Annotated in this window: 26 protein-coding genes and 1 tRNA gene; 24 read left to right on the top strand and 3 right to left on the bottom strand. The window is 44.4% G+C overall.

Going from position 1 to position 24,591, the window contains the following annotated elements; translation table 11 throughout:
- On the bottom strand, window positions 1–420 hold a 420-nt coding region (locus MHZ92_RS21690; RefSeq protein WP_239433547.1), incomplete at its 3' end, for a hypothetical protein.
- A 46-nt stretch (window positions 421–466) separates the two neighbouring features.
- Complete coding sequence (gene rnhC / locus MHZ92_RS20355) at window positions 467–1,399, bottom strand: ribonuclease HIII (protein ID WP_239433546.1); 933 nt, start codon at window positions 1,397–1,399, stop codon at window positions 467–469.
- Window positions 1,400–1,613: 214 nt separating this feature from the next.
- On the opposite strand from rnhC, the gene zapA reads away from it, so the two are divergent.
- The 12 genes from zapA (at window position 1,614) to uvrC (ending at window position 14,800) form a co-directional block, all read left to right on the top strand.
- Complete coding sequence (zapA, locus tag MHZ92_RS20350) at window positions 1,614–1,874, top strand: cell division protein ZapA (protein ID WP_239433545.1); 261 nt, start codon at window positions 1,614–1,616, stop codon at window positions 1,872–1,874.
- Window positions 1,875–1,883: 9 nt separating this feature from the next.
- The gene (locus MHZ92_RS20345; protein WP_239433544.1) at window positions 1,884–2,423 is read left to right on the top strand and encodes a CvpA family protein; all 540 of its coding nucleotides are present in this window, start codon (window positions 1,884–1,886) and stop codon (window positions 2,421–2,423) included.
- A 72-nt stretch (window positions 2,424–2,495) separates the two neighbouring features.
- Complete coding sequence (polX, locus tag MHZ92_RS20340; protein WP_239433543.1) at window positions 2,496–4,202, top strand: DNA polymerase/3'-5' exonuclease PolX; 1,707 nt, start codon at window positions 2,496–2,498, stop codon at window positions 4,200–4,202.
- A 16-nt stretch (window positions 4,203–4,218) separates the two neighbouring features.
- The gene (locus tag MHZ92_RS20335) at window positions 4,219–6,573 is read left to right on the top strand and encodes an endonuclease MutS2 (RefSeq protein WP_239433542.1); all 2,355 of its coding nucleotides are present in this window, start codon (window positions 4,219–4,221) and stop codon (window positions 6,571–6,573) included.
- Between the two features lie 78 nt (window positions 6,574–6,651).
- Window positions 6,652–7,065 carry a DUF350 domain-containing protein gene (locus MHZ92_RS20330; protein ID WP_239433541.1) on the top strand — a complete coding sequence of 138 codons (414 nt, stop codon included), beginning with the start codon at window positions 6,652–6,654 and terminating at the stop codon, window positions 7,063–7,065.
- Between the two features lie 226 nt (window positions 7,066–7,291).
- Window positions 7,292–8,992 carry a long-chain-fatty-acid--CoA ligase gene (locus tag MHZ92_RS20325; RefSeq protein WP_239433540.1) on the top strand — a complete coding sequence of 567 codons (1,701 nt, stop codon included), beginning with the start codon at window positions 7,292–7,294 and terminating at the stop codon, window positions 8,990–8,992.
- Between the two features lie 87 nt (window positions 8,993–9,079).
- Window positions 9,080–9,661 carry a TetR/AcrR family transcriptional regulator gene (locus MHZ92_RS20320; protein ID WP_239433539.1) on the top strand — a complete coding sequence of 194 codons (582 nt, stop codon included), beginning with the start codon at window positions 9,080–9,082 and terminating at the stop codon, window positions 9,659–9,661.
- Between the two features lie 54 nt (window positions 9,662–9,715).
- Window positions 9,716–10,489: an enoyl-CoA hydratase gene (locus tag MHZ92_RS20315; protein ID WP_239433538.1), complete on the top strand. Its 774-nt coding sequence runs from the start codon at window positions 9,716–9,718 to the stop codon at window positions 10,487–10,489.
- Window positions 10,490–10,511: 22 nt separating this feature from the next.
- A complete protein-coding gene (locus MHZ92_RS20310; RefSeq protein WP_239433537.1) occupies window positions 10,512–11,285 on the top strand; it encodes an electron transfer flavoprotein subunit beta/FixA family protein in 774 nt (257 codons plus the stop codon).
- Between the two features lie 146 nt (window positions 11,286–11,431).
- On the top strand, window positions 11,432–12,406 hold the full coding sequence (locus tag MHZ92_RS20305) for an electron transfer flavoprotein subunit alpha/FixB family protein (protein WP_239433536.1): 975 nt from the start codon (window positions 11,432–11,434) through the stop codon (window positions 12,404–12,406).
- A gap of 243 nt (window positions 12,407–12,649) precedes the next feature.
- Window positions 12,650–12,964, top strand: a complete 315-nt coding sequence (trxA, locus tag MHZ92_RS20300) for a thioredoxin (RefSeq protein WP_239433535.1) — start codon at window positions 12,650–12,652, stop codon at window positions 12,962–12,964.
- Window positions 12,965–13,021: 57 nt separating this feature from the next.
- Window positions 13,022–14,800 (top strand): excinuclease ABC subunit UvrC, encoded by a 1,779-nt coding sequence (gene uvrC, locus MHZ92_RS20295; protein WP_239433534.1) that lies wholly within the window; start codon window positions 13,022–13,024, stop codon window positions 14,798–14,800.
- A gap of 79 nt (window positions 14,801–14,879) precedes the next feature.
- Here the strand turns inward: uvrC and MHZ92_RS20290 are convergent, their stop codons facing one another.
- Window positions 14,880–15,311 carry a YslB family protein gene (locus MHZ92_RS20290; protein WP_239433533.1) on the bottom strand — a complete coding sequence of 144 codons (432 nt, stop codon included), beginning with the start codon at window positions 15,309–15,311 and terminating at the stop codon, window positions 14,880–14,882.
- A 214-nt stretch (window positions 15,312–15,525) separates the two neighbouring features.
- On the opposite strand from MHZ92_RS20290, the gene MHZ92_RS20285 reads away from it, so the two are divergent.
- The 12 genes from MHZ92_RS20285 (at window position 15,526) to MHZ92_RS20230 (ending at window position 24,579) form a co-directional block, all read left to right on the top strand.
- The gene (locus MHZ92_RS20285) at window positions 15,526–16,134 is read left to right on the top strand and encodes a succinate dehydrogenase cytochrome b558 subunit (protein WP_239433532.1); all 609 of its coding nucleotides are present in this window, start codon (window positions 15,526–15,528) and stop codon (window positions 16,132–16,134) included.
- 85 nt (window positions 16,135–16,219) lie between these two features.
- The gene (sdhA, locus tag MHZ92_RS20280; RefSeq protein WP_239433531.1) at window positions 16,220–17,974 is read left to right on the top strand and encodes a succinate dehydrogenase flavoprotein subunit; all 1,755 of its coding nucleotides are present in this window, start codon (window positions 16,220–16,222) and stop codon (window positions 17,972–17,974) included.
- 5 nt (window positions 17,975–17,979) lie between these two features.
- Window positions 17,980–18,780 carry a succinate dehydrogenase iron-sulfur subunit gene (gene sdhB / locus MHZ92_RS20275; RefSeq protein ID WP_239433530.1) on the top strand — a complete coding sequence of 267 codons (801 nt, stop codon included), beginning with the start codon at window positions 17,980–17,982 and terminating at the stop codon, window positions 18,778–18,780.
- A gap of 371 nt (window positions 18,781–19,151) precedes the next feature.
- The gene (locus MHZ92_RS20270) at window positions 19,152–19,598 is read left to right on the top strand and encodes an acyl-CoA thioesterase (RefSeq protein ID WP_239433529.1); all 447 of its coding nucleotides are present in this window, start codon (window positions 19,152–19,154) and stop codon (window positions 19,596–19,598) included.
- An 87-nt stretch (window positions 19,599–19,685) separates the two neighbouring features.
- Window positions 19,686–19,898, top strand: coding sequence for a helix-turn-helix domain-containing protein (locus MHZ92_RS20265; RefSeq protein WP_060204861.1), 213 nt, complete (start codon window positions 19,686–19,688; stop codon window positions 19,896–19,898).
- A 206-nt stretch (window positions 19,899–20,104) separates the two neighbouring features.
- The gene (locus MHZ92_RS20260) at window positions 20,105–20,545 is read left to right on the top strand and encodes a MarR family winged helix-turn-helix transcriptional regulator (protein WP_239433549.1); all 441 of its coding nucleotides are present in this window, start codon (window positions 20,105–20,107) and stop codon (window positions 20,543–20,545) included.
- A complete protein-coding gene (gene racE, locus MHZ92_RS20255) occupies window positions 20,545–21,366 on the top strand; it encodes a glutamate racemase (protein WP_239433528.1) in 822 nt (273 codons plus the stop codon). The genes MHZ92_RS20260 and racE overlap by 1 nt, the downstream gene beginning before the upstream one ends.
- Before the next feature lie 78 nt (window positions 21,367–21,444).
- Window positions 21,445–22,200 (top strand): ribonuclease PH, encoded by a 756-nt coding sequence (gene rph / locus MHZ92_RS20250; protein ID WP_239433527.1) that lies wholly within the window; start codon window positions 21,445–21,447, stop codon window positions 22,198–22,200.
- The gene (locus tag MHZ92_RS20245; protein WP_239433526.1) at window positions 22,197–22,811 is read left to right on the top strand and encodes an XTP/dITP diphosphatase; all 615 of its coding nucleotides are present in this window, start codon (window positions 22,197–22,199) and stop codon (window positions 22,809–22,811) included. Before rph ends, MHZ92_RS20245 begins: the two co-directional genes overlap by 4 nt.
- Window positions 22,808–23,308, top strand: coding sequence for a metallophosphoesterase (locus MHZ92_RS20240; protein ID WP_239433525.1), 501 nt, complete (start codon window positions 22,808–22,810; stop codon window positions 23,306–23,308). Before MHZ92_RS20245 ends, MHZ92_RS20240 begins: the two co-directional genes overlap by 4 nt.
- Before the next feature lie 70 nt (window positions 23,309–23,378).
- Window positions 23,379–23,452, top strand: a tRNA-Arg gene (locus MHZ92_RS20235).
- 125 nt (window positions 23,453–23,577) lie between these two features.
- The gene (locus MHZ92_RS20230; protein WP_239433524.1) at window positions 23,578–24,579 is read left to right on the top strand and encodes a tyrosine-type recombinase/integrase; all 1,002 of its coding nucleotides are present in this window, start codon (window positions 23,578–23,580) and stop codon (window positions 24,577–24,579) included.
- Window positions 24,580–24,591 lie beyond the last annotated feature (12 nt).

Genomic DNA, 24,591 nt, shown 5'->3' with positions numbered 1-24,591 from the left:
ATTAGAAAACAGATTATCGATTATACTAGACATAGATAGTGCATCCTCCTTGGTTTTTGTAGTGATTAACCTTGAGGATGCCCTATCTTTTTTGTGCTTACACAGACTATTGTACGTCACCTCGAAGTGAGGTGTACCGCGCCCGAAACTATCCGTTCCACGCCCGAAACGAGCCGTTCCGCGCCCGAAACGAGCCGTTCCGCGCCCGAAACGAGCCGTTCCGCGCCCGAAACGAGCCGTTCCGCGCCCGAAACGAGCCGTTCCGAGCTTCGAAGTGAGCCGTTCCGCGCCCGAAGCAAGCCGTTTCGCGCTCGAAACGATCCGTTCCGAGCCCAAAGCGAGTCGTTTCGCGCTCAAAGTAAGCCGTTTCGCTCTCAAAGCGAGCCGTCCCGCTCTCAAAGCGACCCGTCCCACGCTCAAAGTGAGCCGCCTAGAGCTCAAACCAAGCCGTCCCACATCCAAGCAATCACCTTTTCATCGCCGCAATTTTTTTCGCCTTCTGCGCATTGGCGAAATGCCATTTCGTCATTGACTTCAGAGTCTCTTCGCCACTTTTTAATAAGATCTTCGCAGCTGCTTCATCCACTATCTTTCCCGCACCTTTTGGAAGTCGGACACCTGCAATCTCGCTCAACCGATCCATCTCTTCCAAAAATGCTACTCTAGCAATAATGGAGGCCGCTGCTACAGCGACATGCAAACCTTCCGCCTTCGTTGAAAACAAGACGTTTTCTCGAACAATTTCCGGCTGGTTTTTAATATGGTTATAATAAATGCCACGCTCAGCAAATTGATCAATCAATATATAATCAGGTTTCTCGCCATTCAGTTTACGCAAGACATGCTTCAACGCTTGATTATGAAGCAACGCTTTTATCTTCCCTTGCGACCATCCCTTTGCCTGCACCTCATTATACTTCTCATTCGTTAACGTTAGGACGCTATGAACGAGAGTCGCCTGCAAATCAGGTGCAATGCTTCTCATCAAATCATCATTCAACTGCTTCGAGTCCTTAACCCCTAACTCACGAACAAGCTCGATCTGATCGGCCCTGACGAAACAGGCCGCCACCGTGACAGGACCAAAAAAGTCACCTGTACCTGTTTCATCAGAGCCAAGAACGGACATCTCGGAGAATCGATCAGGCAACACTTCACCTTTTGGTTTGGAGAGTAAAGGAGCAGTTTGCGTTTCTCCATCGCCCCATAAACTAGCCTCTCGAAGCGCTCCGCCACCTTGAAATAGCACTTTTCCCGATTTGTATGCCGTAATGGCGGCATCTGGCAGTTTTGCAGCAAAAACGACCCCTGGTGCATTTCGAATAATCTTGAATGCCTTGTAATGATTGATTAATTTTGTCATTTTCTCATTATCCAATTGCAACACGCTTTGACCCATGGTCCTCTTCCTCTCCGGCTTTAACTTCATTTCCCCTATTGTACAATATCGCAGAATCCATCGCCTTCCCTTTTCATCTAAAACGATTTCATGGTATGATTGTGTACAGAGTTTTAACTTAAATGTGCAGATGTTATTCTACTGAAGAGACGCAGCATGTACAGGAGCGTCAAACTGCTATCAGATAAGTGTTTATTAATAGGAGGTTTCATCATTGACAGACGAGCAGAAGACGCGCGTTGCGGTTGACATATATGGACAGACGTATACGATTGTCGGCAGTGAAACGAGCAGTCACGTCCGACTCGTCGCTTCAATGGTCGATGAAAGGATGAGGGAAATCAGTTCACGAAACCCTTATCTGGACAGTTCCAAAATTGCTGTCCTCACCGCAGTGAACAGCGTGCATGATTACTTGAAATTAAAAGAGCGCATTGAGCTTTTAGAAGAAGAATTGAATAAGTTGAAGGGTTGACGGTCGTATATGCTTGATTTACTACTTATCATCCTCCTACTAGGGGGATTGATCACCGGGTTTAGACGGGGGCTTATCGTACAACTAATACATATGACAGGCTTCATTATCGCATTTATCGTTGCTTATCTCTATTACAAACAGCTTGCTGAGAAGTTCGTCTTATGGATTCCTTATCCTGGCGTGACGGCAGGATCGAAATTGAGTTGGACTGTCGAGCAACTTGATCTGGATCAGACGTTTTACAGGATGCTTGCCTTTGTTATTATTTTCATCGTTGTCAAATTCATATTGCAGCTAATTGCATCCATGTTCGATTTCCTGAAATTCCTACCGGTTTTGGGCTTTTTATCACGTTTTGCTGGTGCTGCTTTAGGTTTCATCGAGTTTTATATAATCATATTCCTATTACTCTATCTTTCGGCAATGCTGCCGCTTAATTTCATCCAAGAACTGATCGGGAAATCATTCTTAGCAGAAATGATATTTGAACACACTCCGGTCATTTCGGAAATGGTGAAGAATTGGTGGTATATTTATATTAAGTAACGGTTCACGGCCCCCTCTTCGTTGGAGGGAGGCCTTTTTAAACGATTCACAAGAATGAAGGGGTGGTTATGTATGAATAAAAAAACGATCATTCGCACGTTCGAAAAAATCGCATTGTATATGGAGTTATTAGGTGAAAATCCGTTTAAAGTGGGAGCCTTCCGAAAAGCCGCGAATGTGCTCGAACTTGATCCGCGGAGCCTCTCCGAGATGGATGATATATTGAAGCTGAAAGGGATCGGTAAGGGGACGGGTGCCGTCATCATCGATTTAATGGAAAAAGGGGAGTCCGACTTGCTGAAGGAACTTGAGAAAGAGGTTCCAAAAGGGTTAATTCCACTCTTAAAAGTCCCCGGCCTCGGCGGCAAAAGAATTGCCAAGCTACGGGAAGCGATCGGCATTGATTCTGTCGAGTCGTTGCGTATTGCTTGTGAATCGAATAAAGTGAGTGTCATTCCAGGATTCGGTAAGAAGACGGAAGAGAAAATATTGCATGAACTGCAGCAACTAGGTACCCGGAAAGGGAAGCTGCCCGTTTGGCAAGTGGAAACGATTGTACATGCAATTGAAGAGGAATTGAGTGAAATTGAGGAAATCACTCGTTTTTCTGTTGCGGGAAGTTTTCGTCGTGCTGAAGAGAAGAGCAGCGATGTTGACTTCATCATCGTTACGGATGAACCGTCCACTGTTCGGGAAAAACTGATGGCAGTACTTCCGATCGAAGAAACAGTTGCTGCGGGTGATTCGAAGCTATCTGTCGTCCTCGATATGGCCGATTTGGTCGATGCGGATTTCCGCTTTGTGAACGATGAACAATTTGCAACCGCCTTGCACCACTTCACAGGCTCGAAAGACCATAATGTGAAAATGCGTCAACTTGCGAAATCAAAAGGGATGAAAATTAGCGAATACGGCGTTGAAATGGAAGATGGATCGGTTAAGATGTTTGAATCGGAAGCCGATTTTTTCGCCTTCTTCGATTTGCCTTTCATCCCTCCAGCATTGCGTAAAGACGGGACGGAGATAGACCGCGCAAATGAAATTGCTGAAGTTGTAACGTTCGAAGATATCCGAGGCGATTTTCATATGCATACGACTTGGTCGGACGGCGGATATTCGATCCGCGAAATGGTGGAAGCATGTAGAGCGAAAGGCTATTCGCATATCGTCATTACCGACCATACGCAATACTTAAAAATAGCGAACGGATTAACGCCGGAAAGAGTTCGAAGCCAAATGAAAGAAATCCGTTCATTGAACGAGGAATACGATGACATCGAGATTTTCTGTGGTACGGAAATGGATATCCTTCCGAATGGGACGCTCGATTTCGATGATGATTTATTGCAGGAACTCGACTTTGTCATCGCGTCCATCCATTCCAATTTCAATCAATCGCAGGAGCAGATTATGAACAGGCTGCATGCGGCGATGAAAAATCCATATGTCACGATGATCGCTCATCCAACAGGTCGTATTATCGGTCAAAGGGACGGATATAACCCTGACGTGCCCCAATTAATTGAATGGGCGAAAAAGTACGATAAAATATTGGAGCTGAACGGTAATCCGCACCGCTTCGATTTAGCAGTCGACTATTTGGAATTGGCTCAAGAAGCAGGCGTTAAAATTGCCGTCAATACAGATGCGCATACGATCGATCAATTGGATCATATGGAAATTGGCGTGAAATACGCGCAAAAGGCATGGTTGAAGAAAGAAACGGTCGTGAATACATGGCCGATTGAACAATTCATCCGGGAAATCATAAGGAAATGAAAGGAAGTGTAAGACATTGGAAAACCGTGTCTTAAAAACACTTGAGTTTGATAAAATCCGGGATATCGTGGCGACATATTGCACGTCATCCGCAGGAAGATCATATATTGAAAAGTTAGTTCCTCAAAGCGACTATGAAGAAGTCGTCCGGTTGCTTGAAGAAACGGACGAAGGACTCGCAATTTTGAGAGTGCGCGGAAATGTGCCAATGGGCGGCATAAGTGATATAAGGCCCCATGCAAAACGTGCTCAAATCGGCGGTGTTCTCAGTGCATACGAATTAATGGAGACTGCCAATACGATTCGAGCAAGTAGGATCTTACGGCAGTTCATTGAGTCCGTTGATGAGGATGAAGATATTGAAATTCCACATTTTCTAGCTAAAAAAGAGGCATTGCCGATTCTTACGGCACTCGAGCACGAAATCAATGCGGCCATCGATGAAAATGGACATGTTGTGGACAGTGCATCCGGCACGCTTCGGTCGATCCGTCAAAGCTTGCGCATCCAGGAAGGCCGTGTTCGGGAAAAACTAGAAGGATATACACGTGGTAGAAATGCATCGAAAATGCTTTCCGATTCCATCGTAACTATCCGAAACGACAGATACGTCATACCCGTCAAAGCGGAATACCGATCTCATTTTGGCGGGGTTATTCATGACATGTCCTCATCAGGACAGACTTTATTCATCGAACCGGATGCTGTCGTCCAAGCGAATAATGAAATTCGCAATTTGAAGATGAAAGAGCAGGATGAAATCGAAAAAATCTTGCAGGAACTATCGATGAAAGTCCAAGCTGTCGCACATGATCTGTTTGTTCTCGTCGATGTCTTATCGGAAATCGATATCATCCTCGCCAAATCAAAATATGGGATTGCGCATAAGTGCACGAAGCCCGAAGTGAATAATGAAGGATATATCCGTTTGGCAAAGGCACGCCATCCTTTATTGCCAATTGAACAGGCGGTTGCCAATACGATTGAATTTGGGAAGGAAATTACAACGATCGTCATTACTGGTCCGAATACAGGAGGGAAGACTGTCACATTAAAGACAGTTGGCTTATGCACATTGATGGCCCAGGCAGGATTGCCGATCCCTGCATTGGACGGGTCGGAAATTGCTGTATTCGACTCCGTCTACGCCGACATAGGTGATGAACAGTCCATCGAGCAAAGCTTGAGTACGTTTTCATCCCATATGGTAAACATTGTCGATATTCTTAAGAAATTCGATTCTCGCTCGTTGCTCATCTTTGACGAACTCGGTTCAGGTACAGATCCACAAGAAGGAGCAGCTTTGGCAATCTCCATTTTGGATGAAGTGCATGGTACAGGGGCTAGAGTGATGGCGACGACTCACTATCCAGAGCTGAAAGCGTACGGTTATAACCGTCCTGGCGTGGCGAATGCGAGCGTTGAATTCGATATTGATACGCTTAGTCCGACGTATCGTTTGTTAATCGGGGTTCCTGGACGTAGTAACGCATTTGAAATCTCAAAACGGCTCGGACTTCATGAGCATATTATTAAACGGGCAAAGAAATTCACGGGAACGGACCGTGGAGAGGTCGATTCCATGATTGCTTCATTGGAATCAAGCAGGGTTCAATCAGAGAAAGATGCGGAACAAACTCATGCATTGTTGATCGAAACGGAAAAACTGAAACGTGAATTGGAAACGAAGCTATCCGAATTCGATGATATGAAAGAAAAATTGATTGAAAATGCAAAAGAAAAAGCGAAAAAAATCGTGGAAGAAGCCCGTGTCGAATCAGAGGCAGTTATTTCCGATTTGCGTGCATTGCGGTTGAATGCGGGAGCGAATGTTAAAGAGCATGAATTGATTGAGGCACGCAAGCGATTGGAAGGGGCTGCCCCTGAAGACAAAAAGAAAAAGATTAAAGCAAAGGCGGCTTCAAGACCTTTGGAAGCTGGAGATGAAGTGAAGGTCATCACGTATGGACAAAAAGGGACACTCGTTGAAAAAGTGTCCGAAAAAGAATGGATTGTACAAATCGGCATCTTAAAAATGAAGCTTGATGAATCGGTGCTGGAATATACAAAGCCTGAAAAAGTGAAGGACACAGTCGTTTCTGCTTCCGTTAAAGGAAGAGATTCGTACGTCAAATTGGAGCTTGACCTTCGAGGAGAGCGATATGAAAACGCGTTGCTCCGTACAGAGAAATATTTGGATGATGCATTGCTTTCCAATTACCATCAAGTATCGATCATCCACGGAAAAGGGACGGGAGCATTGCGCCAAGGTGTTCAAACGTATTTGAAAAACCATCCCCGTGTGAAAAGCTTCCGTTATGGAGAAGCGGGTGAAGGAGGACACGGCGTTACTGTCGTGGAACTGAAGTAAATAGTTGAAGCGAAGTGAAACTTTCCCGTTCGCTAATCGTATAGGTTAGGATGAATGATTTTCAAAGGAGTCAAACAAATGACGGAAACTGGGTTTTGGAGCCATCCCCTTGTGGAAACTGCAGGCTATTTCAGCGTTGTAATCCTTTGCCTCATCGTTTCGATGGTGCTATTTGAACTTGTAACTAAATATAAAAATTGGGAAGAAATTCGAAAAGGGAATGTAGCTGTTGCGATGGCGACAGGAGGGAAGATATTTGGAGTGGCCAATATTTTCCGATATTCAATTGAACAGCATAATTCGTTGCCGCAAATGATCGGGTGGGGTCTCTATGGATTTGTCCTGCTCGTCATCGCTTATTTCCTCTTTGAATTCCTGACACCGAAATTTAATATCGATAAGGAAATCGAAGAAGATAACCGATCTGTTGGCTTCATCTCCTTGACGATATCCGTTGGGTTATCATTTGTAATTGGAGCAAGCATTTCATAGGAGACTTGATATGGAGAAATTATCTAAAATATTAATCGTCGTCTGTGTTCTTTTTATTATTGTAGGAGTATATTGGATGTTCACAAATACGCCTTGACCGAAACTTTTCGGTTAAGGCATTTTTTTACTTGGAAATTAATATTCTATTTGAAAGCGGATTCATTTATCGATATAATACTAGAAGATGGAATTTTCTAAGTATTGGAATGGGAAAAGGGGGGTTACAATGACGGGGAGACCATGGCTAGATTTGTATCCGTCAGAAATACCGAAGACGATCGATTATGATCGGATTCCACTTCAGGAATTTCTGACAAGGTCAAGTAACAAGTATCCTGAAAAGACCGCTATGCATTTCTTGGGCAAGGACATTAGCTACAAAGAGTTTCATGAATCGGCATTGAAGTTCGCCAACTATTTGCGAACACTCGGCATTGAAAAGGGGGACCGAGTTGCCATCATGCTTCCGAACTGTCCTCAAGGAGCGATCGCCTATTATGGCATCCTCTATATTGGAGGAATTGTCGTACAGACAAATCCGCTTTATACAGAAAGGGAATTAGCTTACCAGATGGCGGATTCCGGGGCAAAGGTAATCATTTCACTTGATATTCTATATGGAAGGATTTCAAAGATTATCAAGGAAACTAAATTGGAGCACGTCATCATTACGGGAATTAAGGATTACTTGCCTTTCCCAAAAAATCTTATTTATCCTTTCATCCAGAAAAAAGAGTACGGAGTTATCGTGAAAGTGGAGCACCGGGGCATGAACCATTTGTTCACGGAGATTATGAAAATAGCTAAACCTGATCCGATATCATACGAATTTGATTATGATGAAGACATTGCATTGCTTCAATATACCGGGGGAACGACAGGACCGCCGAAAGGTGTCATTCTAACACACGCCAATCTGATCAGCAACGCGCAAATGTGCAATGCATGGTTGTATAAATGTGAGGAAGGCAAAGAGACAATCATGGGGATCTTGCCATTCTTCCACGTATATGGTATGACGACTGTTCTTGTTTTATCAGTCATGCAGGGCAATAAGATGGTGTTGTTGCCGAAGTTTGACCTTGATAGCGCACTGAAGACAATCGATAAACAGAAACCGACGCTGTTCCCAGGAGCCCCGACAATCTATATTGGATTGCTCAATCACCCTGATTTATCGAAATACGATCTATCATCCATCAAAGCCTGTATAAGTGGATCCGCTGCATTGCCTGTCGAACTACAGGAGAAATTCGAAAAGGTGACTGGTGGCAAACTTGTGGAAGGATACGGTTTGACAGAAACGTCTCCAGTAGCAATGGCGAATTTTGTATGGGAGGAAAGACGTGTTAAAGGATCGGTTGGAGTCCCTTGGCCAGACACAGATGCATGCATTTTAGGTCCGGAATCGACGGAACCGTTGCCAAGTGGGGAAATTGGCGAAATTGCGGTGAAAGGACCTCAAGTGATGAGAGGCTATTGGAACCGACCGGAGGAAACGGCTGAAACATTCCGGGATGGATGGTTTTTGACGGGTGATTTAGGGTACATGGATGATGAAGGACATTTCTATGTTGTCGATAGGAAGAAAGATATGATCATTGCGAGTGGATTCAATATTTATCCGCGCGAAATCGAAGAAATACTTTACGAGCATGAGGCGATTCAAGAATGTGTTGTAGCGGGAGTTCCAGATGCTTACCGAGGAGAAACCGTTAAGGCGTATATCGTTCTTAAAGAAGGGAAATCGGTGACAGAGGAAGAATTGGATGCGTATTGCCGAGAGCACTTGGCATCGTTCAAAGTGCCACGTCAATATGAGTTCAGGAAAGAGCTGCCAAAAACGGCAGTTGGTAAAATATTGCGGCGTGCCCTCGTGGATGAGGAGAAAAAGAAGATCGAGCAGGAATTGCAAACTTCCTCTTGAAAGACTTGACGACAATTAAATAAACGATTAATATGAAAATATGAATGAATAGTCATTCATATTTTCTTCTTTTTGGTGGTGAAAAAATTGAAACGCGATAAACCCAAATATAAACAAATAGTGGATGCAGCCGTAATCGTTATTGCCGAAAACGGTTACCATCAGGCACAAGTCTCGAAAATCGCCAAGGAAGCAGGCGTTGCGGACGGAACGATTTATCTTTATTTCAAAAATAAAGAGGATATCCTCATTTCCGTGTTCCGTGAAAAGATGAGCGTTTTTGTGGAGAACGTTAAAGAAATATTGAAAACAGAAATCACTGCTACAGAAATGCTAGCAAGGATGATTGAAAACCATTTTAGTTTACTCAATGGTGACCGCCACCTAGCCATTGTAACCCAGTTGGAATTGCGGCAATCAAACAAAGAACTCCGCTACAGGATCAATGAAGTATTGAAGGAGTATTTGACATTGCTCGATACCATTTTAAAAGAAGGTATCAAAAAAGGTGAATTTGACGGCAGAATCGACATCCGGTTAGCACGTCAAATGGTGTTTGGAACGATTGACGAAACGATTACCTCGTGGGTAATGAATGATCAAAAATATGATTTGATGAAATTGGCACCAGAAGTTCATCGCCTTATCTTAAATGGAATGAAGGCTTAAAATACGTACGATGAACGATGTTGAAGTAAGCGTTTTTAGAAAGGGTGGGGAAAGATGGAGTTTTTGAAAATGACGATTGAAGAAGGAGTAGCATCCATTGCTATTAACAGGCCTCCTGCAAATGCATTGTCCAGCGGTCTTATCCAGGAAATCGATCGGATATTGGACGAAGTGGAAAATGACGATTCCGTAAGAGTCATTGTGCTTTATGGGGAAGGTAAATTCTTTTCGGCAGGCGCCGATATTAAGGAATTTACGACAGTGACATCAGGAGAACAATTTTCCAAGCTAGCTTCTGCCGGACAGGACGTTTTTGAACGGATGGAAAGCTTCAACAAGCCAATCATCGCTGCTATTCATGGTGCAGCACTTGGCGGCGGACTAGAATTAGCAATGGGTTGCCATATCCGAATTGTTACGGAGAAAGCTAAGCTCGGACTGCCTGAATTGCAATTAGGTCTTATCCCGGGGTTTGCGGGCACGCAACGCTTGCCTCGTTACGTCGGGATGGCCAAGGCGGCAGAAATGCTGTTGACGAGCGATGCGATTACTGGGGAAGAGGCAGTTAGATGGGGTCTAGCTAATCACGCGTTCCCGGAAGAAGAGCTACTTCCAAAAACGATGGAACTGGCGAAAAAGATTGCAAAGAAAAGCCCGATTGCTATGAGAGCCGCACTCCGTATGCTTCAATTTACGAAAACGGACTCGTTCTATGAAGGGGTGAAAGCCGAGGCTGATTCGTTCGGAGAGGTTTTCGTATCGGAGGATGCTAAAGAGGGAATCCAAGCATTCATAGAAAAAAGGGAACCACAATTCAAAGGGAATTAAAAAAGCCGAGGAGGTACGCAATATGAACATTTATGCATTAGTGAAACGTACTTTTGACACTGAGGAGAAAATTGCTGTTTCGAACGGAAAAATTGTCGAAGACGGTGCTGAATTCATCATTAACCCATACGATGAATATGCAATAGAGGAAGCGATTCAAGTACGCGATGAACATGGCGGGGAAGTAACCGTCATTACAATCGGTGACGAAGAGGCTGAAAAACAGCTTCGGACGGCACTTGCAATGGGGGCAGACAAAGCCGTTCTCATTAATACCGAGGACGACCTTGATGAAATGGACGAGTTCACGGCTGCTAAAATCATCGCGGAATACTTAAAAGACAAAAATGCGGATCTTATCCTAGCGGGGAACGTGGCGATTGACGGCGGATCCGGCCAAGTTGGACCGCGTGTTGCAGAATTGCTCGGAATCAATTATGTAACAACAATTACAAATCTTGAAATCGACGGTACATCCGTAAAGATTATTCGTGACGTTGAAGGGGATTCTGAAACGATAGAAACGTCCTTGCCATTATTGGTCACAGCACAGCAAGGTCTGAACGAGCCTCGCTATCCGTCTTTACCAGGCATTATGAAGGCGAAGAAAAAGCCGCTCGAAGAACTGGAGTTGGATGATCTGGATCTTGATGAGGATGATGTGGAAGCGAAGACGGAAACAATCGAAATTTATCTACCACCTCAAAAAGCGGCTGGACGCGTACTCGAAGGCGACTTGTCCGATCAAGTGAAAGAGCTCGTAGATCTTCTGCATAAAGAAGCAAAAGTGCTTTGATTTGATTCTAGCAAATCAAATCAAAGCGCCTCCGGCGGATGTCACGGATTTTTAGTTTTTCGAGAAGGTTCGAAAGAATCCGGACGCAATCACGCCGAGGCGTGATTGATTGCGTGATTTTCATATTGTAATGGGAGGGACTGTATATGTCTAAAAAAGTAGTAGTGCTTGGTGAAGCTCGTGAAGGGGCATTGCGGAATGTTTCGTTTGAGACGATTGCAGCAGCCAAAACGGTAGCGGGCGGCGGGGAAATCGTCGGTTTGCTATTTGGCGACGCTGTGCAATCTTTGGGGGAAGAGATGATTAAATATGGTGCGGATCGTGTCATCACTGTTGAACATCCGCATTTGAAACATTATACATCTGACGGTTTCGGTCAAGCGTTCATGGCTGTCTATGAGCAGGAAAAGCCAGACGCTATCGTGTTCGGACATACTGCACTTGGGAAGGATCTGTCTCCGAAGATTGCTAGTAAACTAGCAATAGGATTAATATCTGACGTAACAGCAATCGAAGGGGAAGGTGACGACGCAGTTTTCATCCGACCGATCTATTCCGGGAAGGCGTTTGAAAAAGTGAAAAACAAGGATGGTCTACTCTTCTTTACAGTCCGTCCGAACAATATTGAACCACTTGAAAAAGACGAAAGCCGTTCGGGTGACGTCTCATCCGTATCGGTCGACATTACGAATTTACGATCTGTCATTAGCGAAGTCGTCCGTAAATCGACGGAAGGCGTCGATTTATCGGAAGCAAAAGTTGTCGTCGCTGGCGGCCGTGGTGTAAAAAGTGCGGAAGGTTTTGCGCCTCTTGAAGAATTGGCAAAATTGCTTGGCGGTGCAGTTGGTGCATCCCGTGGAGCATGTGATGCTGATTACTGCGATTATTCTTTGCAAATTGGGCAGACTGGTAAAGTCGTAACTCCTGATCTGTATATCGCAGCAGGAATTTCGGGCGCTATCCAGCATATGGCGGGCATGTCCAACTCGAAGGTCATTGTGGCCATCAATAAAGATCCGGAAGCTAATATTTTCAAAGTGGCGGATTACGGAATCGTAGGGGACTTGTTCGAAGTCATCCCAATGATGATTGAAGAAATCAAAAAGATTAAAACGAATTAATTCTCAGCCTGTTGACAAACGCTCGCATCCGTTGTTGCTCGTGTCGCTCGTCCGCTCATGAACTTTAGTTCTATTCGCGTCTTCGCTCCACTTCGCGCCTAGGCTGACAAGCGTTTTCAATCAGGCTGAGGGAATTCCTATCTATAGTGTAATTCCTACTTCATTCAAGCAGATGTTTCGCTCGTCAATATTTGACATGCTATAATGCAGACATAGTTGGATTTACTAAAGGAGGGGAATTAAATGGCTATTACACATGCAACTGACCAAGACTTTAAAGAACAAACAAAAGACGGTCTTGTCCTTGTTGACTTTTGGGCAACATGGTGCGGACCTTGTAAAATGATTGCTCCAGTTTTGGAAGAACTCGATGGCGATCTAAACGGTAAAGCAAAGATCGTTAAAGTCGATGTCGATGAAAACCAAGCAACTGCTGGCGAATTCGGCATTATGTCAATCCCGACGCTCGTTCTTTTCAAAGATGGGGAGATTGTCGATAAAGTTGTCGGTTTCCAACCGAAAGAACAACTTGCTGAAATGATCGAAAAACATGCGTAATGAATTACTTGAAACCGGGGCCTGCAGAGGATCCCGGTTTTTTGGTAGGTGAGAAAGATGAATGAAAAAATAGAACATAAACTGTCCTTGCTGCCGGACTTGCCGGGTTGCTATTTAATGAAAGATCGCCAAGGCACGATTATTTACGTAGGTAAGGCGAAAATCTTGAAAAACAGAGTCCGCAGTTATTTCACCGGAACGCATGATGCAAAAACCCAGCGACTTGTCGGAGAAATAGAGGATTTCGAATATATCGTTACGTCATCGGATATCGAGGCGCTCATTTTAGAGCTGAACCTCATAAAGCAACATGACCCAAAATACAATATTATGCTGAAAGATGATAAAACGTATCCGTATTTGAAAATCACTTCGGAGCGACATCCTAAGCTGATCGTCACGAGGCAATTGAAAAAGGATAAGGGAAAGTATTTCGGTCCCTATCCAAACGCGACCGCTGCACATGAGACGAAAAAATTACTTGACCGTTTATATCCATACCGAAAATGCCATCAACTTCCGGACCGCGTTTGCCTCTATTATCATTTAGGCCAATGCCTTGCCCCATGCGTGAATGAAGTCAAACAGGAAACGTATAAGGAAATGGTGGACGATATAAGCCGTTTTCTAAACGGTGGATATAAAAGTGTGAAAAAAGAGTTGACGGAGAAAATGACGTCAGCTGCAGAGAATCTTGAGTTCGAAAGGGCAAAAGAGTACCGAGACCAAATTGCGAATATCGAGGCCGTCATGGAGAAACAGACGATGATGATGAATGATTTCACCGACCGGGATGTATTTGGATATGCTGTCGAGAAAGGTTGGATGTGCGTCCAAGTATTTTTTGTCCGTCAAGGGAAGTTAATCGAAAGAGACGTTTCCATCTTCCCGCTCTATCAGGATCCAGAAGAGGAAATGCTGACGTTCATCGGTCAGTTTTACGGAAAGTCCGGCCATCTTTTGCCAAAGGAAATATTGTTGCCTGAAGGGATCGACAAGGAAATTGTCCAGCAATTATTACAAGTAAACGTGTTCATCCCGCAAAGGGGTAAGAAAAAAGATCTTGTCAATTTATCGAGTAAAAATGCAAAGATTTCTTTACGTGAGAAATTCCAGCTTATCGAGCGTCAGGAACAGAGGACAATCGGTGCTTGTGAGGAACTTGGTGAGGCGATGAGAATTGCAACGCCGTTGCGGATTGAGGCATTTGATAACTCGCATACTGGAGGAGTCGATCCAGTATCAGCTATGGTTTCTTTCCTTGACGGAAAACCGAACCGAAAAGATTACCGGAAATACAAAACGAGGACAGCGGCTGCCCATGATGATTACGGGGCAATGCGAGAAGTGATCAGAAGACGGTACGTCCGCGTATTGAGGGACCAACTTCCGTTGCCTGACCTGATCATCATTGATGGCGGTAAAGGCCAGATGGAAATTGCTCGCGAAGTCATTGAGGATGAACTCGGCTTGTCCATTCCCATTGCGGGACTAGCAAAGGACGAAAAGCATCAGACTGCTCAATTACTGTACGGGAACCCGGTTGAGGTCGTACCGTTAAAGCGGACGAGTGAAGCGTTTTATTTACTCCAACGCATACAAGATGAAGTGCATCGGTTTGTCATTACGTTTCATAGGCAACGGAGGGATGCCAATTCATTGACATCTGTTTTAGATGGCTTGCCAGGAGTCGGTCCTAAGAGGAAACAGCAGCTGCTGAAGCATTTTGGTTCAGTTAAGAAAATTCGCGAAGCGACTGTTACGGAACTGAAAGATGCAGGTCTTCCAATGAAAGTAGCCGAAACGGTTGTCGAATATCTGAAAGAAGAAAATTGAAAAAGGGCTTCATCCGATTGCTGATGAGCCCTTTTTCTTCATATTTTTATACGTGAAAATGTTTATTCGCCCGGATAACTTATACTTGTGTTTTCGTATCCCATTTCACTAGAAAACGTATATGGTTTTCTTTCGGGAATTTTTCGGCATAGCATTCGGTGAGGAATCCGTTCAACTTTTGGAACTGTTCAGCAATGAAACCTGCTTCAAGATGATAAGACCTGTTTTCCAAAACTGTTTGATCAGTTATTTCCAATATGAATATAGCTTCGTCTTTAGCAGTTTTTCCATCGTAGGCGGTGAGATGCCCCCAACCTGCTTCGCGGAAAAAATCCGGTAATTCATCTACTGAAAAAATCGGAAATTTTCTTGCAACTTCCTTACCCGACCAATAAAGAATATCATCCTCGTGTTTACCTAATATGTTCGGCAGCACATGATCCCTAATAATTTCATATCCTAATTGTGATGGAGTTTCATAAGATTGTTTATTTATAGTTTGTTTATTCAATGATTATGCAGTCCTTTCGGGGAAATCGGGTTATGTAAGGGCTTTTTGCTAAGTAGAGAAAAGTCCTCATCGCCTTGACCTCTTTAAAAGTGAGGAGTACAATGAACATGTTATAATATTGTAACATCAAGAGGGATGCCGTGTACTTCTATCATTTGTACAAACAGTGACGATGTTATTCGACATTCTTCATTAACAAGGGAGGGTAAAAGACTTGTCAAGAGATTCAGATTTTTTCTTGCGCCGACTGCATTCTTTGCTCGGAATTATTCCGGTTGGGTTGTTCCTTACTCAACACTTGGTGGTCAACCATTTCGCAACTCGCGGTGAAGAGGCATTTAACAACGCGTCCAATTTCATGGGGAACTTACCGTTCGTCCTATTCTTGGAATGGTTCATTATCTATATTCCGTTAATGTTCCATGCGTTTTACGGTGTGTACATAGCTTTCACTGCGAAAAACAATGTTCAGCGCTACGGAACGTTCCGCAACTGGATGTTCCTATTGCAACGTGTAACTGGTGTTTTCCTAGTCATTTTCATAGCTTGGCATATCTATGAAACAAGAATTCAAAAAGCACTTGGTGCTGAAGTGAACTTCGACATGATGGCGAACATTCTGGATAACCCGTTCATGCTTGCGTTCTATATCGCAGGAGTTCTTGCAGCAACATTCCACTTGGCAAATGGCCTATGGTCGTTCGCGGTAACTTGGGGAATTGCACAATCTCCTCGTTCGCAAAAAATCGTTTCTTATATTACAATCTTAGCATTCTTAGTACTTTCTGTAATTGGTGTTCAAGCATTATTGGCGTTCGTATAATTAGTAGATGATTTAACTATAATAGTAGCAAACTTGAGGTTAATTTAATTATAAGATTATGTAAAACTTGAGGAGTGAATCAATAATGGCAAAAGGCAGATTGATTGTCGTCGGCGGCGGGCTTGCCGGATTGATGGCAACTATCAAAGCTGCGGAAGAAGGGGTCGGAGTAGACCTATTCTCGCTCGTTCCGGTAAAGCGCTCCCACTCCGTTTGTGCACAAGGCGGCATTAACGGCGCAGTGAATACGAAAGGTGAGGGGGACTCACCTGCAATCCATTTTGATGATACAGTTTACGGAGGTGACTTCCTTGCGAACCAACCTCCTGTAAAAGCGATGACAGAAGCTGCTCCGGGGATCATTCACTTGATGGACCGGATGGGAGTTATGTTCAACCGTACTCCTGAAGGATTATTGGATTTCCGCCGTTTCGGTGGTACATTGCATCACCGTACCGCTTTTGCGGGCGCTACGACAGGCCAACAACTTCTTTATGCTTTGGACGAGCAAGTTCGTCGCCATGAAGTAGCGGGCCTTGTTCAAAAGTATGAACACTGGGAGTTCCTCGGTATTATCATGGATGATGAAGGAATTTGCCGAGGCATTAAAGCACAAAACATGCAATCTATGGAAATCAAAGCATTCCCTGGCGACGCAGTTATTATGGCAACAGGCGGTCCTGGAATCATCTTTGGTAAATCGACGAACTCTGTCATCAATACGGGTTCTGCTGCTTCCATCGTTTATCAGCAAGGGGCTAAATATGCAAACGGGGAATTCATCCAAATTCACCCGACTGCCATCCCTGGAGACGATAAACTTCGTCTTATGAGTGAATCTGCTCGTGGTGAAGGTGGACGTATTTGGACATATAAAGACGGTAAGCCATGGTACTTCCTTGAAGAAAAATATCCTGACTACGGAAACCTCGTTCCACGTGATATCGCGACTCGTGAGATTTTCGATGTCTGTGTAAATCAAAAATTGGGTGTTAACGGGGAAAACATGGTATACCTCGACCTTTCCCATAAAGATCCGAAAGAACTGGATATTAAACTCGGTGGAATTATTGAAATTTACGAGAAATTCACAGGCGACGATCCACGTAAATTGCCAATGAAAATCTTCCCAGCTGTCCACTATTCAATGGGCGGACTATGGGTCGATTACGAGCAGCAAACAAGCATCCCTGGTCTGTTTGCAGCTGGCGAATGTGATTATTCTCAGCACGGTGCAAACCGTCTTGGTGCGAACTCCCTCCTTTCCGCTATTTACGGCGGGATGGTTGCCGGTCCGGAAGCGGTCAAGTATATGCGCGGCATAAAGCGCACTGCAGACGAACTTCCATCAACATTGTTCGATTTGGCTGTAAAAGACGAACAGCAAAAATGGGACGACACGTTGAAAATGGATGGCAACGAGAACGCGTATATGCTGCATAAGGAACTTGGAGAAATTATGACAGATAACGTAACGGTAGTTCGTTACAATGATAAATTGCAAGAAACAGACTACAAGATTCAAGAACTTCTTGAACGTTACGAAAATATCAATATTGGCGATACACAACAATGGTCCAACCAAGGTGCAACGTTCACTCGCCAGTTGAAAAACATGCTATACTTAGCTCGAGTCATCACTTTAGGGGCACTGAATCGTAATGAAAGCCGCGGTGCGCATTACAAACCGGAATTCCCTGACCGTGACGACGAAAACTTCTTGAAAACAACGATCGCACAATTCGACGGAGAATCTGCGCCGATCCTTTCTTATGAAGAAGTGGATGTATCCTTGATTCCGCCGCGTAAACGTGACTATTCAGCGAAGAAAGGAGATTGACATAAGTGACTGAGCAAAATACGGCTGTCCTTGAACAGCAAACTGCAAGTAAAACGGTCAAGTTTGAAATACAGCGTCAAGATACACCTGATTCAAAACCGTATTGGGAAAGCTTTGAAATCCCATACAGACCGAACATGAACGTCATTTCCGCTCTGATGGAAATCCGTCGTAACCCGGTGAATGCACAAGGAAAGAAAACGACTCCAGTCAACTGGGACATGAACTGCCTAGAAGAAGTTTGCGGTGCATGTTCAATGGTGATTAACGGACGCCCTCGCCAATCTTGTACGGCTTTGGTCGATCAGCTGACACAGCCGATCAAACTCGAGCCGATGAGAACTTTCCCGGTTGTCCGAGATCTTGTAGTAGACCGAGAATTCATGTTCGATTCCCTTAAACGAGTCAAAGCATGGATTCCGATTGATGGCACTTACGATTTAGGTGAAGGTCCACGTATGCCTGAGCGTAAACGTCAATGGGCTTACGAATTGTCAAAATGTATGACTTGCGGTGTGTGCCTTGAGGCTTGCCCGAACGTCAACGACAAATCGAACTTCATCGGTCCTGCAATATTGTCACAAGTGCGCCTTTTCAACTCGCATCCAACAGGTGCTATGAACAAAGACGAACGTCTTGCGACAATCATGTCCGATGGTGGAATCGGCGAATGCGGTAACTCACAAAACTGTGTCGTCGCATGCCCGAAAGGCATTCCTTTGACAACTTCCATCGCTGCCTTGAACCGCGCAACGACAGTACAAATGTTCAAAAACTTCTTCGGAAGCGACCATATGGTAGACTAAGAATAATCTTTTAATGGAACTGTCCAGAAAGTCGACAAACGGCTTTCTGAGACAGTTCTTTTTTGTAATAAAGAAGTCTCGCGCCCAAAGCTAGCCGCGAATATTGGAGATCAGATGATATATTGGATGTTTACGACTTATTTGATATACTAAAAGAATGAATGTTCATTCATTTTATCTTTGTTCAGCAAAAACCTATCTTTATAGGTGGCGGGATGAAATCAAGTTTTAACTCCTGTCCAGTGGATGTTCATTGGCCAGCTGAACAAAGATAAAGCCTCCGGCGGATGTCACGGATTTTGAATTGTGCAAGCACAATTCAAAATCCGGACGCAATTACGCCGAGGCGTAATTGATAAAGGGGAGTGGGAATGTTGAGGATTGCTTATATTGAAAACATGGAAAAGTGGAGTGAAGAGTTCACATTTTCAGTACCTGTAACCGTTCGTTTTTCTGAAACGGACATGTACGGGCATTTAAACAATACAGTTACCTTTGCATACTTTGAATATGCACGAATCGAATATTTTAAACATGTCGGACACATGGCGGACTGGCTTGACCCGAACGGAACGACAATACCAGTTGTAGCCGATCTGCAATGTGACTATATGAAGCAAGTATTCTTTGATGAACAACTGTCGATTTTTGTCAAAACAGCAGCTGTCGGGAACAGCTCTGTGGACATACATTATATGGCGAAAAATGCGAAGGGCGAAATCGTGTTTACAGGGAGAGGAGCGATTGTCCAAATCGATAGGACAACTGGTAAATCTGTTCCTTGGAAAGACGATCAAAAATCCGGGTTTTCCTTGTAAAATGATGAACGAGCCGGCACAGCCTAAACCCTCCTCACATATTGTAAAGTGAACGTGGATAGGAGGGGGCGCGTCTTGACAGGAGAAATGAAAAACCGTTCTTTGCTTACAGCAAGGGAGCGAGAAATTTTTCATCTATTAGTAGATGATCATACGACGAAAGAAATCGCAGGACGGCTCGGCATTAGCGAAAAAACCGTCCGGAACCATATTTCTAATACAATTCAAAAATTAGGAGTATCCGGTAGGGCACAAGCGATTGTCGAATTGTTGCGATTAGGGGAACTGAAACTGAACTAAACAAATTATTGACGTTCCTTAAAATATAGACTTAGTCGTTATGAAGCCGTCATATATATCAATGTGCCATATGCTCAGTTCCCTGGAAATAACTTCTTATACTTATAATCCTTTATAAAATTGTTGCGTTATATGACGAAAAAGGTGACAATAAGTAGACAGTATTCGTTTTCAGGGAGCTGGTATATGTGGCGGAACATAACGCAATGAGTCTAAATGGTACCGAGAACATTGCTCGGATGGAAAAGGAACTTCGATATATATCCGGAATCATTAAACAACAAGGTCGAAAAATATTAAGCAATTATACGATCACTCCTCCCCAGTTCATTGCTTTGCAATGGCTTTTCGAGCATGGAGACATGACGATCGGCGATTTATCGAATAAGATGTATCTTGCATTTAGTACAACGACAGATCTTGTTGATCGCATGGAAAATAACAAGCTCGTGAAGAGAGTGCGTGATGAGCAAGACCGGCGAGTCGTGCGCATCCACTTGCTCGATGAGGGAGAACGAATCATCGAAGAAGTGATCGATAAACGACGAAAATACTTAAATGATGTTCTGGAAGATTTTACAGAAGTAGAAATAAACGAGTTTTCCCGATTATTAACAAAGCTTCATAAAGAGATGATCAAAGATTGATGAACCGGAATAATGCACCGATCGGAGTCATAGATTCCGGAGTTGGCGGATTAACCGTCGTAAAGGAAATGTTACAATATTTGTCTACAGAAACAATCATTTATATAGGCGATGATGCGCGTTGTCCATACGGGCCACGTTCAGTTGAAGAAGTGAAGGAATTTACAATGGAGATGGCTTCCGCTCTTGCCAAAATGGGAATTAAAATGCTTGTCGTCGCTTGCAATACAGCTACTGCGGTGACGTTGGATTTGTTGCGTGAACAGTTCCCTTTTCCCGTCTTAGGGGTAATCGAACCGGGGGCAAGGGCAGCTACGCGAGTTTCATCCACAAGAAAGATCGCGGTTTTAGGTACTGTCGGGACGATCAAAAGCCAGGCATACGAGAATGCTATCTCCGCTATTTCGGCAGATGCGGAAATTGTTCCGCTTGCCTGTCCGGAGTTTGTTCCCCTTGTTGAAAGTGGTCAGTACAAACAGATGGACATTCGACCAGTTGTAAAAAGATCTTTGGATCCGATTGCGCACATGGAATTCGACACAGCCATTTTGGGATGCACGCATTATCCACTTTTGTATAATCAAATACAAGAACAATTACCCGCAGGTGTTACGATTGTCTCATCAGCGTATGAGACAGTGCGGGATGTGGAGAAAGTTTTATCCAAATTGCGTCTTGAGAACATCTCCGGCGAGCGGAAAGATCCGATTTTTTACACGACAGGCGAATTGGAAGGGTTCCGATCGATTGCAATCGATTGGCTCGGAATAGAAAGACCTGACGTTAGACATATCGTTCTAGGGAAACCCGGCTGCCAATAAAGGCAACCGGGTTTTTGCTATGGTTAAAATGAGTATGGTAAGATGGATGCTGAATTCGAATTGTGGAGGGTATCCAATATGAGGCATGATGGAAGAAATGCAAACATGGGAAGGCCGGTAACGATCGAGACGGACTATTTGATTCATCCGGAAGGGTCGGTGCTCATTTCCGTAGGGAATACGAAGGTGATTTGCACGGCATCCATTGAGGAAAGGGTTCCGCCTTTTCTACGAGGGAGTGGACAAGGTTGGGTGACGGCAGAATACTCAATGCTTCCCCGTGCAACCGGTCAGCGGACTCAACGGGAATCCTCACGAGGGAAAGTGGGCGGAAGAACGATGGAGATCCAGCGCTTGATCGGACGAGCAATGCGCGCGGTGATAGATCTTAAGGCGCTTGGGGAACGGACGATCTGGATCGATTGTGATGTGATTCAAGCGGATGGAGGTACACGTACGGCATCCATTACAGGTGCGTTTGTCGCCATGAGTATAGCAGTCTCCAAATTGGCGAAGGAAAAGGAATTGACACAATTTCCAATCCGTGACTATTTAGCTGCAATAAGTGTTGGGAAGACGGAAGAAGGCGAATTGATTTTGGATCTTGATTATCCAGAGGACTCGACAGCAGCTGTCGATATGAACGTCGTCATGACGGGTGCTGGGGAATTTGTTGAATTACAAGGCACCGGTGAGGAATCGACTTTTACTAGACAAGAGATGAATGACCTCGTCGAACTTGCGGAATACGGCATCCAACGGTTAATCGACATCCAAAAAGAAGTGCTCGGGGAAATCGGACCGCTGATTGGCAGAAAGGGTGACGAACAATGAAGAAATTAATGATTGCAACGAACAATAAAGGGAAGGCTAAAGATTTTGAAACACTATTCAGTCCGTACGGTTTTGAAGTGCAAACATTAAATGACCTAGATCAGGACATCGATGTAGAAGAGACTGGTGTTACCTTCGAGGAAAACGCGGTATTGAAAGCCGAGGAAGTTTCAAAACTCTTAGGGATTATCGTTATCGCTGATGATAGTGGACTCGAAATCGATAAACTAAAAGGGGCTCCGGGCGTCTATTCTGCACGTTATGCAGGCGAGCAAAAGAATGATGAGGCGAATATCGACAAAGTACTGTCAGAGCTTCAAGGAGTGCCTCAGCAGGAGCGTACAGCTCGCTTCCGTTGCGTTCTTGCGGTTGCGGGTCCTGGGGTTGAAACTGTCACATTTTCCGGAAGCTGTGAAGGGTTGATATTGGAAGAGCGAAGGGGCACGAACGGCTTCGGGTATGATCCGATTTTCTATGTACCTGAAAAGGGACGGGCGATGGCAGAACTGTCACCAGAGGAAAAAGGGGAGATCTCTCATCGGGGGGCTGCACTTCGCCAGTTGAAGGAGCAATTACCACGGTTGTTAGATTCGTTAGGTGAACAGCAATGAAGATTATTGTCATGAGTGATTCGCATGGTGATACGGAAACGGTGAAGACCGTTTCCGCATTGCAGGCGGATGCTGTTTTTCATTGTGGTGACAGTGAACTGTCATGGGAAGATCCTATATTGCATAACATCCATATTGTGAAAGGCAACTGTGATAGGGATTCGCGTTTTCCTGATTCAGTCATAGTAGAAGTGGGCGCTAAGAAGATCTGGATGGTGCACGGACATGAGCATGATTGCAAGCGGACAATGTTGCCATTGTATTATGGGGCTCAAGAAATTGGGGCTGACATCGTCTTGTTCGGCCATTCCCATTCGTACGCGGCTGAGCTGAGGGATGGAATATTATTCGTTAATCCAGGGAGCACAAAGTTACCAAGAGCAGGTAAACCAGCAACTTTCGCTGAAATTGAATGGGATGGCGGCTACCGAGTTTCGTTCAAAAATATGGATCTTGAAACGGTTATTGCAGTGGAAATGAAAAATATCACAAATTAACGTTGACATTTCCAACGGACCTGCCTATAATAAAATTTGTCGTTGGTAATCACTAGTTACCAAACAACATGTCTCAGTAGCTCAGCTGGATAGAGCAACAGCCTTCTAAGCTGTGGGTCGGGGGTTCGAATCCCTCCTGGGACGTATTAAAAAGCGGTATAAACCGCGCTGTTATCGCCTTCTAAGACGTTGAATGAAACGGTCAATGATACGGTCAATTATCGTATTATGCCGATTTTATCACTCACTCGTTCTTAGGAGGTTTTTTCATGTCGAAAAAGCGTGAGTCCTTAATCGTAACGGAAGATTTTACGGACTTATTTGCGGTTACGCCTTCACGCGATCTAAACGAAGGGAAAATAATTCAAGCGGAGGAAACTGTCGACGGTCTTTCGATTACGGACGCACTTAAATCGGTAACGCGTCAGATGGAAGTTTCCGGAATGCGAGAGCGGACAATTAGCGACTACAATCGTCACGTTCTCCATTTCGTTAAAGTGACCGGCGCGCAAACGCTCGAAGAATTAACTGTCGAGCATATTTACGAATGGCTTGCGAGCATGGAAGTAAGCAACCAAACGAAGCTGACGCGTTTAAAGTGTCTAAAAGCCTTCCTAACGCGTTGCTTCCATAACGGATGGCTACCGGTGAACTTCTGGCGGCAGGTCAATGTAAGGGTGTCTACGCCCGTTAAAGAGGGTGCTGCGGAGCAAGAGGTCATGACGCTGCTTTCCTTGCTGGATTTAACCGACTTCGTGCAGCTACGCGATGCCACGGCGGTTCTTGTGATGTTTCAGACTGGATTGCGCTCAAATACCGTAGCGCAGCTTAGAAGCTCGCATGTTGATTTGAAGGAGAAGATTTTCAAGATTGACGGCGGGTTACTTAAAAACCACGATCAAATCTTTCTGCCGTTTGACGAAACATTGGCGCGTCTTCTTGCAGCATTAATCCGTCAAAATGAAAGCATCAGGAAAGAAAAGCGGACAAGGAATGATTTTATATTCATTACGCAACATGGAAACTCCGTATTACGTACGCCGACAAATAACATAATTCAGAAGCGACTTAGGAATTATACGAAAACATACGGACTGAAAAATATTAATCCTCACGCTTTGCGCCGAGGTTTTGCGAAACGTCTACTTGATCGGGGCGCGAATGTCGCTGTTATTTCAAAGGCGTTGGGCCATAGTGATTTAGCTGTCACTACACGTTACCTTCATTTAGATAAAGAAGAGGTAGTAGGTAGCCTACGAAAATATCTGTGATTAATCAGGAAA

The sequence above is a fragment of the Sporosarcina sp. ACRSL genome, assembly GCF_022346605.1.
Lineage (GTDB): Bacteria > Bacillota > Bacilli > Bacillales_A > Planococcaceae > Sporosarcina.
This window is presented reverse-complemented; position numbering and strand designations above follow the sequence as displayed.

Coding starts and splice junctions, on each gene's coding strand:
- MHZ92_RS20265 (WP_060204861.1), top strand. CDS start 19,686: ATGAAAAACCGTTCTTTGCTTACAGCAAGGGAGCGAGAAATTTTTCAT.
- racE (WP_239433528.1), top strand. CDS start 20,545: ATGAACCGGAATAATGCACCGATCGGAGTCATAGATTCCGGAGTTGGC.
- MHZ92_RS20315 (WP_239433538.1), top strand. CDS start 9,716: ATGGAGTTTTTGAAAATGACGATTGAAGAAGGAGTAGCATCCATTGCT.
- MHZ92_RS20270 (WP_239433529.1), top strand. CDS start 19,152: ATGTTGAGGATTGCTTATATTGAAAACATGGAAAAGTGGAGTGAAGAG.
- sdhA (WP_239433531.1), top strand. CDS start 16,220: ATGGCAAAAGGCAGATTGATTGTCGTCGGCGGCGGGCTTGCCGGATTG.
- trxA (WP_239433535.1), top strand. CDS start 12,650: ATGGCTATTACACATGCAACTGACCAAGACTTTAAAGAACAAACAAAA.
- MHZ92_RS20325 (WP_239433540.1), top strand. CDS start 7,292: ATGACGGGGAGACCATGGCTAGATTTGTATCCGTCAGAAATACCGAAG.
- polX (WP_239433543.1), top strand. CDS start 2,496: ATGAATAAAAAAACGATCATTCGCACGTTCGAAAAAATCGCATTGTAT.
- MHZ92_RS20345 (WP_239433544.1), top strand. CDS start 1,884: ATGCTTGATTTACTACTTATCATCCTCCTACTAGGGGGATTGATCACC.
- MHZ92_RS20260 (WP_239433549.1), top strand. CDS start 20,105: ATGAGTCTAAATGGTACCGAGAACATTGCTCGGATGGAAAAGGAACTT.
- MHZ92_RS20305 (WP_239433536.1), top strand. CDS start 11,432: ATGTCTAAAAAAGTAGTAGTGCTTGGTGAAGCTCGTGAAGGGGCATTG.
- rnhC (WP_239433546.1), bottom strand. CDS start 1,399: ATGGGTCAAAGCGTGTTGCAATTGGATAATGAGAAAATGACAAAATTA.
- rph (WP_239433527.1), top strand. CDS start 21,445: ATGAGGCATGATGGAAGAAATGCAAACATGGGAAGGCCGGTAACGATC.
- MHZ92_RS20310 (WP_239433537.1), top strand. CDS start 10,512: ATGAACATTTATGCATTAGTGAAACGTACTTTTGACACTGAGGAGAAA.
- MHZ92_RS20240 (WP_239433525.1), top strand. CDS start 22,808: ATGAAGATTATTGTCATGAGTGATTCGCATGGTGATACGGAAACGGTG.
- MHZ92_RS20330 (WP_239433541.1), top strand. CDS start 6,652: ATGACGGAAACTGGGTTTTGGAGCCATCCCCTTGTGGAAACTGCAGGC.
- uvrC (WP_239433534.1), top strand. CDS start 13,022: ATGAATGAAAAAATAGAACATAAACTGTCCTTGCTGCCGGACTTGCCG.
- MHZ92_RS20230 (WP_239433524.1), top strand. CDS start 23,578: ATGTCGAAAAAGCGTGAGTCCTTAATCGTAACGGAAGATTTTACGGAC.
- MHZ92_RS20245 (WP_239433526.1), top strand. CDS start 22,197: ATGAAGAAATTAATGATTGCAACGAACAATAAAGGGAAGGCTAAAGAT.